General features: G+C 51.4%; 13 protein-coding genes. 7 read left to right on the top strand and 6 right to left on the bottom strand.

Annotated elements, in window-relative coordinates; translation table 11 throughout:
- The first annotated feature begins 230 nt into the window (after positions 1-230).
- The 3 genes from BZK40_RS04225 (at position 231) to BZK40_RS04215 (ending at position 5,216) form a co-directional block, all read left to right on the top strand.
- Complete coding sequence (locus BZK40_RS04225) at positions 231-1,574, top strand: TolC family outer membrane protein (RefSeq protein ID WP_079934210.1); 1,344 nt, start codon at positions 231-233, stop codon at positions 1,572-1,574.
- An 89-nt stretch (positions 1,575-1,663) separates the two neighbouring features.
- Positions 1,664-3,856 carry a type I secretion system permease/ATPase gene (locus tag BZK40_RS04220; protein ID WP_253193175.1) on the top strand — a complete coding sequence of 731 codons (2,193 nt, stop codon included), beginning with the start codon at positions 1,664-1,666 and terminating at the stop codon, positions 3,854-3,856.
- Positions 3,843-5,216, top strand: a complete 1,374-nt coding sequence (locus tag BZK40_RS04215; RefSeq protein WP_053069349.1) for an HlyD family type I secretion periplasmic adaptor subunit — start codon at positions 3,843-3,845, stop codon at positions 5,214-5,216. The genes BZK40_RS04220 and BZK40_RS04215 overlap by 14 nt, the downstream gene beginning before the upstream one ends.
- A gap of 41 nt (positions 5,217-5,257) precedes the next feature.
- Here the strand turns inward: BZK40_RS04215 and BZK40_RS04210 are convergent, their stop codons facing one another.
- The gene (locus tag BZK40_RS04210; protein ID WP_008785664.1) at positions 5,258-5,863 is read right to left on the bottom strand and encodes a helix-turn-helix domain-containing protein; all 606 of its coding nucleotides are present in this window, start codon (positions 5,861-5,863) and stop codon (positions 5,258-5,260) included.
- A gap of 455 nt (positions 5,864-6,318) precedes the next feature.
- On the opposite strand from BZK40_RS04210, the gene BZK40_RS04205 reads away from it, so the two are divergent.
- The 3 genes from BZK40_RS04205 (at position 6,319) to mutS (ending at position 10,390) form a co-directional block, all read left to right on the top strand.
- Positions 6,319-7,104 carry a winged helix-turn-helix domain-containing protein gene (locus BZK40_RS04205; protein ID WP_079934208.1) on the top strand — a complete coding sequence of 262 codons (786 nt, stop codon included), beginning with the start codon at positions 6,319-6,321 and terminating at the stop codon, positions 7,102-7,104.
- Positions 7,104-7,616, top strand: a complete 513-nt coding sequence (locus tag BZK40_RS04200) for a YqeJ family protein (protein WP_057068063.1) — start codon at positions 7,104-7,106, stop codon at positions 7,614-7,616. Before BZK40_RS04205 ends, BZK40_RS04200 begins: the two co-directional genes overlap by 1 nt.
- A 206-nt stretch (positions 7,617-7,822) precedes the next feature.
- Positions 7,823-10,390 carry a DNA mismatch repair protein MutS gene (mutS, locus tag BZK40_RS04195; protein ID WP_079934207.1) on the top strand — a complete coding sequence of 856 codons (2,568 nt, stop codon included), beginning with the start codon at positions 7,823-7,825 and terminating at the stop codon, positions 10,388-10,390.
- A gap of 92 nt (positions 10,391-10,482) precedes the next feature.
- On the opposite strand, the gene BZK40_RS04190 is transcribed toward mutS, so the two are convergent.
- The 3 genes from BZK40_RS04190 to BZK40_RS04180 are packed head-to-tail and all read right to left on the bottom strand — an operon-like array spanning position 10,483 to position 12,750.
- Positions 10,483-10,719, bottom strand: a complete 237-nt coding sequence (locus tag BZK40_RS04190; RefSeq protein ID WP_008785668.1) for a non-oxidative hydroxyarylic acid decarboxylases subunit D — start codon at positions 10,717-10,719, stop codon at positions 10,483-10,485.
- A gap of 10 nt (positions 10,720-10,729) precedes the next feature.
- The gene (locus BZK40_RS04185; RefSeq protein WP_079934206.1) at positions 10,730-12,157 is read right to left on the bottom strand and encodes a non-oxidative hydroxyarylic acid decarboxylases subunit C; all 1,428 of its coding nucleotides are present in this window, start codon (positions 12,155-12,157) and stop codon (positions 10,730-10,732) included.
- Entirely contained in the window at positions 12,157-12,750 is a 594-nt protein-coding gene (locus BZK40_RS04180; protein ID WP_079934205.1) for a non-oxidative hydroxyarylic acid decarboxylases subunit B, read from the bottom strand. The genes BZK40_RS04185 and BZK40_RS04180 overlap by 1 nt, the downstream gene beginning before the upstream one ends.
- Positions 12,751-12,910: 160 nt before the next feature.
- On the opposite strand from BZK40_RS04180, the gene BZK40_RS04175 reads away from it, so the two are divergent.
- Positions 12,911-13,315 carry a MarR family winged helix-turn-helix transcriptional regulator gene (locus BZK40_RS04175; protein WP_079934204.1) on the top strand — a complete coding sequence of 135 codons (405 nt, stop codon included), beginning with the start codon at positions 12,911-12,913 and terminating at the stop codon, positions 13,313-13,315.
- A gap of 142 nt (positions 13,316-13,457) precedes the next feature.
- Here the strand turns inward: BZK40_RS04175 and rpoS are convergent, their stop codons facing one another.
- Both rpoS and nlpD read right to left on the bottom strand, forming a co-directional pair.
- A complete protein-coding gene (gene rpoS, locus BZK40_RS04170) occupies positions 13,458-14,450 on the bottom strand; it encodes an RNA polymerase sigma factor RpoS (protein WP_000081498.1) in 993 nt (330 codons plus the stop codon).
- 62 nt (positions 14,451-14,512) lie between these two features.
- On the bottom strand, positions 14,513-15,595 hold the full coding sequence (nlpD, locus tag BZK40_RS04165; protein WP_223849051.1) for a murein hydrolase activator NlpD: 1,083 nt from the start codon (positions 15,593-15,595) through the stop codon (positions 14,513-14,515).
- Positions 15,596-15,641: the final 46 nt, after the last annotated feature.

Genomic DNA, 15,641 nt, shown 5'->3' with positions numbered 1-15,641 from the left:
AAAAAAACACATTTTATAGAATGCAATTACATGAGACTTGACTGGCAAATGAATATAATAAAAAATAACCAAAAATAAAACACGATGTGACAAAACATGTCGCTGAATAGCTGATTACAGTCATCAATTAAGACAATTCATATTTGTTAATTAATATAACGTGTTTGTAAAAATGGATGATAGCGACGACACCTGGATGTCATAACCGTGAGATATAGGGCATTCATGTCATGAAGAAGTTTTTAGTTTTTCTGCTTTCATGTTTTTCAATAAATGCAGTAAACGCAGAAGACTTACAAAATACCGTTAAAGATGCATTAGCGAATCATCCTGAAGTTAATGCTGCAATAAATAGCCGTTATTCCTCGGAGCAAGATCTGCGTGCGGCACAAGGTGGCTATTTGCCATCACTGAATTTAAATGCCGAGGCCGGGCGCAAAAATGTTGATGATGCAACTACCCGCGCTGCAGGACGCAATAACGGTCTGACTCAATCACCTAACGAGGCGACTATCAGCCTCGAGCAAAATGTGTTTAACGGCTTTGCGACCAACAGCGAAGTGGCGCGCCAAAAAGCGACCGTAGACTCACGCGCTTACAGCGTGATGAACACCAGCGAAAGCACCGCTTATGCGGTGATTCAGGCCTATTTCGACGTGCTGCAACGCGAAGAGTTTGTTCGCCTTGCTGAAGACGATCTGGCGAACCACGAGCGCATTTATGACCAGATAAAACTGCGTACCGATCAGGGCGTTGGGCGCTCCGGGGATTTTATGCAGGCCGAAGCGCGTCTGGCGCAGGCGCGTAACAACCTGCTGACCGAGCAGACTAACCTTGAAGACGCGAAAACCACCTTTGTCAGCGTGACGGGCATGGATCCGCAGGGCTTAAGCCAGCCAGAAAGCATTGACTCTCAGCTGCCAACCTCGCTGGAAGATGCCAAAAGTCGGATGGAAAAAAATAATCCATTACTGAAGTCTGCCAATGCGGACATCGAAGCTGCGCACCAGCAGTATGAAGCGTCGAAATCAACCTTCTATCCACGTGTGGACGTTGAGCTTTCCCGAGGGATTAGCAACAACACCGATACCACCAGCGCACACACCGAAGAGTGGGAAGCGATGGTCAAACTGCATTACAACCTGTACCAGGGCGGCAGCGACAAAGCCAACATGAACTCCCGCGCTTATCTGCACAAGCAGGCTCAGGATGTACGTAATAACACGCTGCGCCAGCTGAATCAGGAGCTACGCCTGGCCTGGACCGCACTGCAAAACGCTCGCGCCCAGCTTCCTTCGGCGGAAGAATATGCCGACCGCAGCGTCAAAGTGCGCACGGCTTATCAGGATCAATTTAGTCTTGGCGAGCGTACGCTGCTGGATTTACTCGATAGTGAAAATGAAGTGTTCTCCTCTAAACGCCGTCTTGTTGAATTACGTTATCTGGCCATGACCAGTGGCTATCGTATTAGCGAACGCACCGGTGAATTAATGAATATTCTAAAAATTACACCTCCGCCATCGGGGCAACCGGTAGATTCAGCAGAAGAAAATAGCCTACCGGAACTTCATTAATAATTATTAATCCCCAATAAATCCCTGACCTGCACGCTTATAATTAGCTTGCTATTATTTAACCGTGCACGGTCAGAATGGTTGCGAAAATGAGTGCACAAGCCGAATTATTAAATGACGTCCCTGAGAATTACGCTCGTCCTAATTCTCAACATCACGACCCACGTAGCCATAATGACGACCCGTTATTAGATAGCTTACTGATTCTGTGTTCTCTGCACGGTAAACCGGCGAGTCGTTCAACATTAAGCAGTGGCCTGCCATTAGAAAACGATCGGCTCACGCTGAATATATTTCCACGCGCAGCGGCAAGGGCCGGTTTAAAGGCGCGAGTCGTCACGCGCACGCTCGATGAAATTCCGGCAATGTCTCTGCCTGCTGTCTTGTTATTGAACGCAGGGGGAACCGGGGTGTTGTTGGCATGGAACGATGACGGCAGCGCCCGCTTTATGCCCAGCGAAAGCGAAGGTGGGGAAATTTGCGTTGATGCCGCCACGCTTGAGCAAAACTATGCGGGCAAAGTCATTTTTGCGCATCCGCGCCACGAATTCGATTTGCAGGCAGAGGCCTTTCTGCCGCGTACCAAATCCTGGTTTAAAGACACGCTGAAGCTGTCGCATTTTCTGTATATGGATGCGGTATTGGCCAGTCTGTTAATCAACCTGATTGCGCTCGGCACACCGCTCTTTACCATGAATGTGTATGACCGCGTCGTGCCAAACCAGGCAACGGTCACACTATGGGTGCTGGCAGTCGGCATCTGCTTGGCTTTTGTCTTTGATCTGATTTTAAAAATGCTGCGCGGTATCTGCCTTGATATTGCAGGTAAGAAAAGCGATCTCATCATCTCTTCAACCCTGTTTGAGCGCATTGTCGGTATGGAGATGAAAGAGCGCCCGGCACGCGTGGGCAGCTTTGCACAAAACATTCACGAGTTTCAGTCACTGCGTGATTTCCTCTCATCCCTCACTTTGACGACGATTATCGATTTGCCCTTCACCCTGTTACTGCTGATTGTTATTGGCATTATCGGCGGCGCGCTGGCATGGATCCCGGTACTGACATTACCGATTGCCCTGTTGTGCAGTTGGGCACTACAAAAGCCGGTCAACGCTGCTGTGGCAAAAACCATGAGCCTCGCCAGCGAACGTCAGGCGCTACTGATTGAAACCCTGAGCAGTCTGGATGCCATCAAAGTGAATAATGCCCAAAGCGAACGCCAGTTCCAGTGGGAACAAACGCTGGGCAGCCTGAGCCGTCTCGAACTGCGGGTGAAAACCTTGTCCAGCCTGGCCAGCAACCTTACCGGCTGGTTCCAGCAAATTTCAGGCGTGGTGATGATCATCGTCGGGGTGTACATGATTATCGACGGCAAACTGAGTATGGGTGGCTTGATCGCCTGCTACATGCTCAATGGTCGCGCCTTGATGCCGCTGGGTCAGCTCACAGGCCTTATCGCCCGCTATCAGCAGGCGAAACTGACCATCAAAAACACTGAGAAAATGATGTCGCTGACGCAGGAGCGCCGTGCGGATGAAAACCCGCTCAAGCGTGAACAGTTACAGGGCAGCATTGAATTTCGCGATGTGGATTTCAGCTACCCGGAGCAACAAAACCTGTCGCTGCACAAAATTAACCTGACCATTCAGCCAGGTGAGCGCATCGGCATTATCGGGCGCAGCGGTTCCGGTAAAAGTTCGCTGAGTAAACTAATCGTCAATTTATACCAGCCGAGCGCCGGGAACCTGCTGATCGATGGTATCGACTCTCGTCAGTTGGATGTGAACGATCTGCGCCACAGCATCGGCTACGTGCCACAGGACATCCAGCTATTCAACGGCACGCTGCGCGATAACCTGCTGTGCGGAGCGCGCTATGTCGATGACGAAACCATGCTGCGAGCGGCAGAACTGGCTGGCGTCAACGAATTCGCACGCCTGCATCCCGACGGCTATAACCTGCAGGTCGGCGAACGCGGCTCCCAGCTTTCCGGCGGGCAACGGCAGGCGGTGGCGCTCGCGCGCGCACTGTTGCTTGATCCCCCTCTCCTGCTACTGGATGAACCCACCAGTTCGATGGACAACACCAGCGAAGAGAAGATCAAACACGCGCTGGCCCCCTGTATTGCGGGAAAAACGTTATTACTGGTCACGCACCGCGCTTCCATGCTGTCGCTGGTTGACCGTCTGATTATTGTTGATAAAGGTCGCATCATCGCAGACGGTCCGAAAGGGGTAGTGATGGATGCGTTGAAAAAGGGGCAAATTAATGCGTCTCGCTGATCTCCTGACTCGTGCCCGCAGCTATATGCAGCACTATTTTCGCGGTCGTGATGAAAATCAAACCGACAGTATTAATGAGGTCAGTCAGGCCATAATTGATGATGCCCCAAGAGTGATACGACTGACGTTGTGGGTGATCCTCGCGCTGGTGGTGCTGTCCTTCATCTGGGCTGGTTTTGCAAAAATTGATGAAGTGACACGCGGTGAAGGCAAAGCGATCCCTTCATCAAAACTGCAAAAAATCCAGAACCTGGAAGGGGGCATTGTCACCGAGCTGTACGTGCATGAAGGGCAAATCGTTAACGCCGGAACTCCACTACTGCACCTCGATGACACGCGCTTCGCCTCCAACGTGGGTGAAACTGAAGCCGACAAACTCGGTCTGCGCGCCAAGGTAGAACGCCTGACGGCGGAAGTTGAAAACCGGGACTTTGTGATTTCACCCGAGATAGCCAGCCAGGCGCCGGAAGTCGCCCGGGGAGAAACCGAGCTGTACAACAGCCGCCGGGAACAATTTCACAACGAAATTTCCGGGCTCGAAGAACAGCTGGTGCAGAAAAAACAGGAACTGCGCGACTTTGAGTCCAAGGAGGATCAGTTTAAGCACAGCCTCGGGTTAATCCGTCAGGAAATCAAAATGTCCGAGCCGCTGCTCGCTTCAGGCGCCATTTCAAAAGTCGAACTGCTGCGACTGCGTCGTACCGAAGTGGAAACCGCCGGGCAGCTCAATTCTATTAGCCTGTCGCTGCCCAAGGCTACGTCAGAAATTAAAGAGATTGAGAATAAAATCGGTGAAAGCCGTGGCCGTTTCCAGAGCGATGCGCTGGCCCAACTCAATGAAGCTCGCACTAATCTGAGTAAAACCCAGGCAAGCGTTAAAGCACTGGAGGATCGGGTGAACCGTACCATGGTCACCTCACCGGTGCGGGGTATCGTCCAGCAGGTGATGGTGAATACTATCGGCGGCGTCATTCAACCGGGCAGCGATCTGGTGGAAATCGTTCCGCTGGATGACAAACTGTTAATCGAAGCCAAAATCCAGCCGCGCGATATCGCCTTCCTCCATCCGGGTCAACATGCGATGGTGAAATTTACCGCTTACGATTACACCATTTATGGCGGTCTGCAAGGCGAAGTAGTGCAGATAAGCCCGGACACCGTTACCGATAAGCAGGGGCGAAGCTTTTATATTGTGCGTTTGCAGACGGACAAAAATTACCTGGGAACAAAAGAGCATCCGATGCTGATCATTCCCGGCATGGTGGCGAGCGTCGATATTCTCACCGGCAAGAAAACGATTCTGAGCTACCTGTTAAAACCGATTATTCGCGCACGCGCGGAAGCACTCAGAGAACGTTGATCGGTTGCGCTCCCTTACATTTTGCCGGGGAGCGCATGAATTTATAACGGCGTGCAAAAAGAGAGCTTTCCACGATTCAGGGTGATTTTCCCGTCATTAACCAGCTCCTGTAACACCTTATGGATGGCACTACGTGAAATATGGTTACGGGTCAAAATAAAAGTATACACGGATGTTTTCTCGCGAACCTCTGGTTCCATCGACCAGATATATTTCACGTGTTCAATAATCTGCTCACGTATAGTGCGGTGCGACTGCAACGCCTCACGCTGAAAATAACGTTGAAGATGATGCGTTAAGATATCAAACGCCTGCTTCCATAAGTTTTTGGTCGTAAACAGGTGATCGGCATTTTGTACGCTCATCGCCCACATTTCACAATCGGTATCACAACGTAAATAGTGACCAGCCACTTCCGTACGCATTTGTGGCAGGCCGAGAATAGCAGGTGCAGAAATACTCACGGTGACTAAATCGTTTTCCACACGATAAACAGAGACAGTCCCTTTCTCCAGAAATAAGATTTGTCCATCGGTCTTCAAATCAATACGCTGACGTTTTTTACGTAACGACAGCCAGGCATTATCCGACTTCTTCATTTCATCGCCAACGAGCACTACAGCATTTTCAATTTCTTTCTGGAACATGGGACTCTCTACCGCAAATTATGGCTTAGTCAAAAAGATGGTTAAATTTACTCGGCACTAAAAATAAATGTCAGCTCGCAAACAAGCTGACATTTATTCCCATCTACATCTACCACCGGCATTCCCTGGTACCATTGACGCGTTAAGGTTCATGCTGTTTTCGCGTGGTGGTGCCATGCAGTATATGGCGCTGTCCATAAAGAATTAATGGCAATCATCTTTGTCGACATTTTTTCATCTTTCTGTTCTTTGCAGAGTAGCCAAAAAGATACAATCAATTGATTTTAATGGATTTTATTTTCATTAAAAAGTTTTCATTCTTGTTATATTATGATACCAATTTGCAACACTTCGCGGTTCTCGCTGTGGAATCAGGTCCATGCTGGTGGTCTTTATAGGCTCAGTGGTATCATGACTAAACAACCACCAGACGCATCATCAAGAGTAGAGACAATATGTCTGAGACTGGCAATGTCAGTTATCTGATTGAAAATAGAATAATATTTACGCCAGCCACACAATGTCTGGCGCGGGTAGATCACCCCAATCAGCGGATAAAACTCAAACACTCAGCGTCGTTATGTCTTTTATTACTTATTCAACATCGCGGGCAAGTGGTTTCTCAAAACGAATTGCTGGAATTCGGTTGGGGTAAAAATCACCGGCAGGTGAGTTTCAACGCCTTTTATCAAAGCATTCTCTCGTTGCGTAAAAGCTTACTGCAGCTGGAGCTTGAACAACCGCTGATCACAACGATCCCCCGCAAAGGGCTGATCATTCAAGAAGAGTTTGATATTCAGGTCATTGAAACACAGGAGGAGAACTCTGCTTCTGCTGAAGAATCCTTAGCGCCAGATGCCACCATTGAGGAATTTTTGGCTGACACACCGCGTCAACCTTTGATAACGGCTGCAGAAACAGTAATGTTGGCACTTACCCTGATAATTTGTGTGCTGATATTATATCCGTGGCAAGCCAGCGATGATTATTTCTCCGGCTATATCACTGCGGATAAAGCACCCACTGGCTGTCAGTATTATTTCAATAACGATGCCAGTAATTTCTCCCGGCATACCGCGTTTATCGACAAAAACCCAGGACTGTGTCAGAGCCATAAATTTATCTATATCACGACCTATCCTGAGTCTAAGAAACTGTCCGTGCTGGTGTGTCGCTCACCGATAAAAGCTAGGCAAGAAAATGCCTGTCAGTCGGTATATTACCCACGGTATGATAGCTAATGAACTTATATCCCCGAACGTCCCGCATCCAGACAGGTATTATCCTGCTGTTTTGTTTTGCTGCGCTTATTCTTACTGTCGTCTATCGGTACAGTAAGAACAATGGCGAGTTACATGATCTCACCTGCCGCTCTGCCATCGAAATTGTACGCAATACAAGCTCGTTCCGAGGGATTATTGATATTAAAACCGGGGGCAGTAAAGGTATTGTGAATATTGATGGTATTATCAAAGATGCCGAAAATAATGAGCAAACCGTGCAACGCATGGTACTTTTTACACAATCCAGCTACGGCTCAAGCCCGGTTTGGATTTCACAGAAAATCCAAATTTCCAATCGCGAAACAGCTCCCGCCAGCCTTATTCAGGAACTCCTCCCCGATTTTTTCCTGACCAACACCAGCGTATCCAACGTCGATTTTTTTGCACTGAACAGCGCGACATACCTGATTACCAAAGAGGGGATCCCCTATCTGTACTGCCAGAATTATGCTTTGCCGGAAAATGAATAATCAATAAGCGTTCTGGCGGCAAAACCTACGGATGAATCTCAGTCGTTGTCGGTGATAAGATAGACCATTCAGGTCGAGCCAACGCTCGTCGTTACTGCCCATCAGGCGGCTTTCGAATGACAAATTTGTGGGTTTATGTGAGTTTCCAGGGGCTCACGTGAGACTGCCCAGGTCCCCAAAAAGATTAAAAAAAGAGCAAAAGCGATATGAAAGAGTCACTTGATACGGACTTCACGAACCACACCCCAATGATGCAGCAGTATCTCAAGCTGAAAGCCCAGCACCCGGAGATACTGTTGTTTTACCGCATGGGCGACTTTTACGAACTGTTTTATGACGATGCGAAACGTGCGTCTCAGCTGCTTGATATTTCCCTGACCAAACGCGGCGCGTCTGCGGGCGAGCCAATCCCGATGGCGGGCATTCCTCACCATGCGGTAGAAAACTACCTCGCCAAGCTGGTCAACCAGGGTGAGTCCGTCGCTATTTGTGAGCAGATTGGTGATCCGGCGACCAGCAAAGGTCCGGTCGAGCGCAAAGTGGTGCGTATCGTCACGCCAGGCACCATCAGTGATGAAGCGCTGTTACAGGAACGCCAGGACAACCTGCTGGCCGCTATCTGGCAGGACAGTAAAGGTTATGGTTACGCCACGCTGGATATCAGCTCCGGGCGTTTTCGTGTTAGCGAACCCGCCGACCGCGAGACCATGGCCGCAGAATTGCAGCGCACCAATCCAGCTGAACTGCTGTATGCCGAAGATTTCGCTGAAACTTCACTGATTGAGGGACGTCGCGGATTACGTCGTCGTCCACTATGGGAATTTGAAATCGATACCGCTCGCCAGCAGCTAAACCTGCAGTTTGGCACACGGGATCTGATTGGCTTTGGCGTGGAAAACGCCCCGCGTGGATTATGCGCGGCAGGCTGCCTGCTGCAATACGTAAAAGATACCCAGCGTACCTCGCTGCCGCATATTCGTTCCATCACCATGGAACGTCAGCAGGACAGCATCATTATGGATGCCGCCACGCGCCGCAATCTGGAAATTACCCAGAACCTGGCGGGTGGTGTTGAAAACACGCTGGCTTCAGTACTCGACTGCACCGTGACGCCGATGGGCAGCCGTATGCTCAAACGCTGGCTGCATATGCCGGTCCGTGACACCAAAGTCCTCACTGAGCGCCAACAGACCATCGGCGCGCTACAGGATTCCACCGGTGAATTGCAACCCGTGCTGCGTCAGGTCGGCGATCTGGAACGTATCCTTGCTCGTCTGGCCCTGCGTACCGCGCGCCCGCGCGATCTGGCCCGTATGCGTCATGCCTTCCAGCAATTACCAGAACTGCGCGCACAACTGGAAAGCATAGACAGTGCCCCCGTGCAGATGCTGCGCGAGAAAATGGGTGAGTTTGCTGACCTGCGTGAACTGCTGGAACGTGCCGTAGTGGAAGCTCCACCTGTGCTGGTTCGCGACGGTGGCGTCATCGCCCCCGGCTATAACGAAGAACTGGACGAGTGGCGAGCGCTGGCTGATGGCGCAACTGACTATCTGGACAGACTGGAAATTCGTGAGCGCGAGCGCACAGGTCTGGATACGCTGAAAGTTGGGTTTAACGCCGTCCATGGCTACTACATTCAGATCAGTCGCGGGCAAAGTCATCTGGCGCCGATTAACTATGTGCGTCGCCAGACGCTGAAAAATGCCGAACGCTACATTATTCCGGAGCTGAAAGAGTACGAAGACAAAGTTCTGACATCAAAAGGCAAAGCGCTGGCGCTGGAAAAACAGCTGTACGATGAGCTGTTCGACATGCTGCTGCCGCACCTGGCTGATTTGCAACAAAGCGCCAGCGCGCTGGCAGAGCTGGACGTACTGGTCAACCTTGCGGAACGCGCTTATACCCTGAATTACACCTGCCCGACCTTCACCGACAAGCCTGGTATTCGTATTACCGAGGGACGTCATCCGGTGGTTGAACAGGTGCTGACCGAGCCGTTTATCGCCAACCCACTTAACCTCTCGCCTCAGCGACGGATGCTGATTATCACCGGCCCGAACATGGGGGGTAAAAGTACCTATATGCGCCAGACTGCGTTAATTGCGCTGCTGGCCTACATCGGCAGCTACGTTCCGGCGCAGAAAGTAGAGATTGGGCCTATCGACCGCATCTTTACCCGCGTGGGCGCGGCGGATGATCTGGCCTCCGGTCGTTCTACCTTCATGGTAGAAATGACCGAAACCGCCAACATTCTGCATAACGCCACCGAGAACAGCCTGGTGCTGATGGATGAGATTGGACGCGGCACCTCCACCTACGACGGCCTGTCGCTGGCGTGGGCGTGCGCTGAAAATCTGGCCAATAAAATCAAAGCATTAACGTTGTTTGCCACCCACTACTTCGAACTGACTCAGTTACCGGAGAAAATGGAAGGCGTAGCAAATGTGCATCTTGATGCGTTAGAGCACGGCGATACCATCGCCTTCATGCACAGCGTACAGGATGGTGCGGCGAGCAAGAGCTATGGTCTGGCGGTAGCTGCCCTGGCTGGTGTACCAAAAGAGGTTATTAAACGCGCGCGGCAAAAACTGCGCGAACTGGAAAGCATCGCGCCGAATGTTGCTGCAACTCAGGTCGACGGCACACAGATGTCGCTCCTGTCAGCTCCGGAAGAAACGTCGCCCGCCGTTGAAGCACTGGAAAATCTCGACCCGGATTCGCTAACGCCTCGCCAGGCGCTGGAGTGGATCTACCGGTTGAAGAGTCTGGTGTAACGCCGTAATGCCCGATGGTGATACGCTTATCGGGCCTATAAAATATCACTATATGTAGGCCGGGTAAGGCAAAGCCGCACCCGGCGTGTTGATTAGCGCTTATCTTCTGCCAGTAGCGGTGGAATACTCGGCACCATCGGTGCGTCATCAATATCCTTCTGCGTCATGCGAAACGCTTGCGGATAGTGCTCGCGGCTGGTACGGCGTAGCGGCTCAGTATCACGCCAGGTGTATAGACAATGCTGGCACTGATATACCGTCCAGATACCTTTTACCGGCGAGTTTGCCATCATTTCAATATGTTCATCGGCACAACGTGGACAAATCATCTGCTACTCCTTATTTACGGTTGGCCAGCATGGCGGTCAGTTTTTCTGCCCAGGCTTTCGTTTCCGGTAAATCGCATACCGGCTGGCTGTAGTGCCCACGGTTATCCGGCGCAACCGGCGTGGTCGCATCAATAATTAACTTGTCGGTAATCCCCGCCGGACTGGAACCCGGATCAAGCTCCAGCACCGACATATTCGGCAATTGCACCAGATCGCCCGCCGGATTGACCTTCGAAGACAGCGCCCACATCACCTGCGGCAGGTTGAACGGATCAACATCCTCATCAACCATAATCACCATTTTCACGTAACCCAGGCCATGCGGCGTCGTCATTGCGCGCAGCCCCACCGCGCGGGCAAAGCCGCCGTAGCGTTTTTTGGTGGAGATAATTGCCAGCAAACCGTGGGTATACATGGCATTCACCGCCTGCACCTCCGGGAATTCGGCTTTCAACTGTTGATACAGCGGTACGCAGGTTGCCGGCCCCATCAGGTAGTCAATCTCCGTCCACGGCATCCCCAGATACAGCGATTCAAAAATAGGTTTGGTGCGATAAGAGACTTTATCGATACGCACGACCGTCATATTACGTCCACCGGAATAGTGCCCGGTAAACTCGCCAAACGGCCCTTCGATTTCACGCTTACGGCTTTCAATTACCCCTTCGAGGATCACTTCTGAACCCCATGGCACGTCAAAGCCGGTGAGCGGCGCGGTAGCGATCGGATACGGACTTTCACGCAGCGCTCCCGCCATTTCGTATTCCGACTGATCGTACTTCAGCGGCGTGGCCCCCATCAGGGTGATGATCGGATCGTTACCCAGCGTGATGGCAATCGGCAGATCTTCACCGCGCTCTTCGGCTTTATGCAGGTGCAGCGCGATATCGTGCATCGGCACCGGCTGCAGGCCAAGCTTGCGTTTACCCTTCACTTCCATACGATAAATGCCGACGTTCTGTTTGCCAAAGTTGTCCGGATCCAGCGGATCGCGCGACACCACGCAGGCTTTATCAAGATAGAAACCGCCGTCGCCATCGTTCAGGCGAAACAGCGGCAGAATATCAAACAGGTTGATCTCATCACCATCAACACAGTTTTCAGCCCACGCCGGATTGGCGCGACGCTCCGGCGTAACCGGAAATTTATCCCAACGGCGAATAAACTCATCAATCTGTTTTTTCACTGGGGTATTTGGCAGCAGGCCTAAAGAGATGGCGTGATTCTGCCACGAACCAATAGTGTTCATCGCCACACGGGCGTCGGTAAAACCACGAATATTGTCAAACCACAGCGCTGGCGCACCGTCACCAATGCGTCCGGTCGCATTGGCTGCCGCAGCCAGATCCGGCTCGGCGTTAACTTCTTCACTGATTTTCAGCAATTGTCCCTGGTCATCCAGCGCCTGTAAAAAGCTGCGCAAATCATCAAATGCCATTATTCATTCTCCTGTGAAAAATTCTGCGCCTGCCGTAAACCCTGCCAGCGACGGGCGTTGGGGTGTTCCAGACCAAACTGATCGAGCACACGCGCAACGATATGCTGAGTGATGTCATCGACCGTTTGCGGGTGGTTGTAATACGCGGGCATGGGCGGGACCATCGCCGCGCCCATGCGGGAAAGCGCGAGCATGTTTTCCAGATGAATAGTGCTAAGCGGCATTTCACGCGGAACCAGCACCAGCTTGCGCCCTTCTTTCAGCACCACATCGGCAGCGCGCCCCACCAGCCCTTCCGCGTAGCCTGCACGAATACCGGCCAGGGTTTTCATACTGCAGGGGATAATGATCATGCCGTCAGTGCGAAACGATCCAGAGGAGATGGTCGCCGCCTGGTCCGCCGGGTTGTGGCAAAAATCGGCCAACGCAGACACATCGCGGACGCTGTACGGCGTTTCCAGTTCAATAGTGGTTTTGGCCCACTTTGACAGCACCAGATGGGTTTCCACCTCGGGCATTTCTCGCAGTGCCTGCAATAGCGACACACCAAGGGGAGCGCCGGTTGCCCCGGTCATTCCGACAATTAGCCTCATTTAGCCTCTCAATTTTTGTTCGTATACGAACATTTTGATTAAAATACTCTCACATAACATTTCGGGCAAGGTCATCGAGCACAGATCGCTAAAGCCGCAATTGTTAAAAAAAGATGCGTAACCCGCTATGATAGAGACTGACAGGAATTCCGGAGCGCTCATGCCGTTACGAAATAAAGCATTTCACCTTTTACGTCAGCTCTTCCAGCAGCATACATCCCGCTGGCAACATGAATTACCGGACCTGACCAAACCACAGTATGCGGTAATGCGCGCCATTGCTGAACGTCCCGGCATTGAGCAGGTTGACCTGACCGAAGCCGCAGTCTGTACCAAGGCAACCCTTGCGGAAATGCTGAGCCGAATGGAAAAACGGGAGCTGGTCAGGCGTGAACATGACCCGGCAGATAAGCGTCGACGGTTTGTTTATTTGACCGCGCAAGGAGAAGCGTTACTGGCCAGCGCAACTCCGTTAGGCGATAGCGTGGATGATGAGTTTCTGGGGCGATTATCTGATGCAGAACGTGAGCAGTTCACACGTCTGGTGCGTAAGATGATGAACTAATCTGCCGGATGGCGACATAAATGTCTTATCCGGCCAACAAAGTCCAGCTCCCCGTAGGCCTGATAAACGCAGTGCCATCAGGCAACAAACATAGAAAAAGGCCAGTCCCAATGAGACTGGCCTTTCTTGATAGAACTTGTGCTTACTCGCGGAATAACGCTTCGATATTCAGTCCCTGAGTCTGCAGGATTTCACGCAGACGACGCAGACCTTCAACCTGAATCTGGCGAACACGTTCACGGGTGAGACCAATTTCACGGCCCACATCTTCCAGTGTCGCAGCTTCGTACCCCAGCAGACCAAAACGACGTGCCAGCACTTCACGCTGTTTGGCGTTCAGTTCGAACAGCCATTTGACGATGCTCTGTTTCATATCATCGTCTTGCGTGGTGTCTTCCGGGCCGTTTTCCTTTTCATCGGCCAGAATATCCAGCAACGCTTTTTCGGAATCGCCACCCAGCGGGGTGTCTACCGAGGTAATACGCTCGTTGAGTCGGAGCATACGGCTGACGTCATCAACCGGTTTATCCAGTTGTTCAGCAATCTCTTCTGCGCTCGGTTCGTGGTCCAGTTTATGCGACAACTCACGCGCGGTACGCAGATAGACGTTCAGCTCTTTTACAATATGAATCGGCAGTCGGATCGTACGGGTTTGGTTCATAATCGCCCGTTCAATCGTCTGGCGGATCCACCAGGTTGCGTATGTTGAGAAGCGGAACCCGCGTTCCGGGTCAAACTTCTCGACTGCACGGATCAGTCCCAGATTGCCCTCTTCAATCAGGTCCAGCAATGCCAGACCACGATTGCCATAACGACGAGCAATTTTCACCACCAGACGCAGGTTACTTTCAATCATGCGACGGCGAGAAGCGACATCCCCACGCAGTGCGCGACGCGCAAAATAAACTTCTTCTTCGGCTGTTAACAGTGGTGAATAACCAATCTCACCAAGGTAAAGCTGAGTCGCGTCCAACACACGCTGTGTGGCCCCCTGCGATAACAGCTCTTCTTCAGCCAGGTCGTTATCACTGGGTTCCTCTTCACTCAAGGCTTTTTCATCAAAAGCCTCTACTCCGTTCTCATCAAATTCCGCATCTTCATTTAAATCATGAACTTTCAGCGTATTCTGACTCATAAAGGTGGCTCCTACCCGTGATCCCTAACGGAACTAGCACGTGAAAGCCTGGTTCCGCCGAATTATCGCTGCGGTAAATAGCGCAGCGGGTTTACGGATTTCCCCTTGTAACGAATTTCAAAATGCAAGCGTGTTGAACTGGTTCCGGTGCTACCCATGGTAGCTATTTTCTGCCCCGCCTTGATTTCTTGTTGTTCCCGGACCAGCATTGTATCGTTATGGGCGTAGGCACTCAGGTAATCATCGTTGTGTTTGATGATAATAAGATTACCGTAACCGCGCAGTGCGTTACCGGCATATACGACGCGTCCATCTGCGGTCGCGACAATAGCCTGTCCTTTACTGCCTGCAATATCGATCCCTTTATTGCCACCTTCAGTAGCCGCGAAGTTTTCGATTACTTTGCCGTCAGTCGGCCAGCGCCAGGTAGAGATTGGCGAGCTGGTTGACGTTGAGCTTGCAGTTGATTCGGTTGCGCTAACTGCTGGAGCCGTTACAGGCGCTGTGACAACGGTCCCAGCAGGCTTGTTGTTCGGCAACATTTTATTAGCACTTTGTTCACCTGAATCCTCAGAATACGTAATTGTTGGTTTCGAAGCAACAGCAACGGTGGAATTTTGTGCAGGGTTGGTCACAACTCCTTGCTGTGCTGCATCCGCCTGGGTGATGGCATTCCCACCAGTAATCGGTGTACCCGACGCGTTGCCCACTTGCAGAGTTTGACCGACATTCAGGCCATACGGGGCCGGAACGTTATTGCGTTGTGCGAGATCACGGAAATCGTTCCCGGTAATCCAGGCGATATAGAAAAGGGTATCGCCTTTCTTAACAGTATAGGTACTGCCGCCCGTATAGCTACCTTTCGGAATGTTCCCATACTTACGGTTGTACACAATACGACCGTTTTCCATCTGCACAGGCTGTTCCGCAACAGGCTGGATCTGTGTTGACTGTGTGGTCGGACGCTGCACCGGCTGGATCTGTGGCGTTTGCTGTACTGTCGACGTCGAGCCCATTTTTGGTGGAGGCGTAATCAGCATGCCGGAATTGGTGTTCGTTGATGCACCGCCATCAACGGAACTGACCGGTGCAGGTGGATTCGAGGTATTTGAACAACCTGCCAGCCATAATGAAACCAGTGACAATGCCGCAATGCGGCGAACGGTAAATTTGTGGCTTCCCGCGCTCATT

Origin of the sequence: Citrobacter portucalensis, assembly GCF_002042885.1 — a bacterium.
GTDB lineage: Bacteria > Pseudomonadota > Gammaproteobacteria > Enterobacterales > Enterobacteriaceae > Citrobacter > Citrobacter portucalensis.
The sequence above is the reverse complement of the archived record's forward strand: the minus strand, read 5'-3'. Positions and strand labels throughout refer to the sequence as shown.